We start from the raw sequence: 241 nt of genomic DNA on the forward strand, positions 1-241 counted from the left end.
CTTGCGCGTCGTCGCGGGCTTCGTAGCGCTGGAGCCTGCCGCGCTGGAACCCGAAGCCGTGGAAGAAGTGCTGCTGCTCGAGGTGCCGGATGCAGACGGCTTGCTGTCAGAGGCTGACGTGCTCGCAGTCGTCTTGCTTGCAGTCGTCTTGCTTGCAGTCGTCTTGGCCGCCGTTGTCTTGTTGGCGGTGGTCGTCTTGCTGGCAGCCGTCTTGCGTGGCGTGGAGGTCTTTCTCGCCGTG

Annotated in this window: 1 protein-coding gene; it reads left to right on the forward strand. The window is 64.3% G+C overall.

Going from position 1 to position 241, the window contains the following annotated elements; all coding sequences use genetic code 11:
* Positions 1 to 241, forward strand: a 241-nt coding sequence (locus R0J88_RS22980; protein ID WP_410901314.1) for a hypothetical protein, incomplete at both ends; no start/stop codon positions are given.

This window comes from Pseudoalteromonas sp. SIMBA_162 (assembly GCF_046535955.1).
Classification (GTDB): domain Bacteria; phylum Pseudomonadota; class Gammaproteobacteria; order Enterobacterales; family Alteromonadaceae; genus Pseudoalteromonas; species Pseudoalteromonas marina.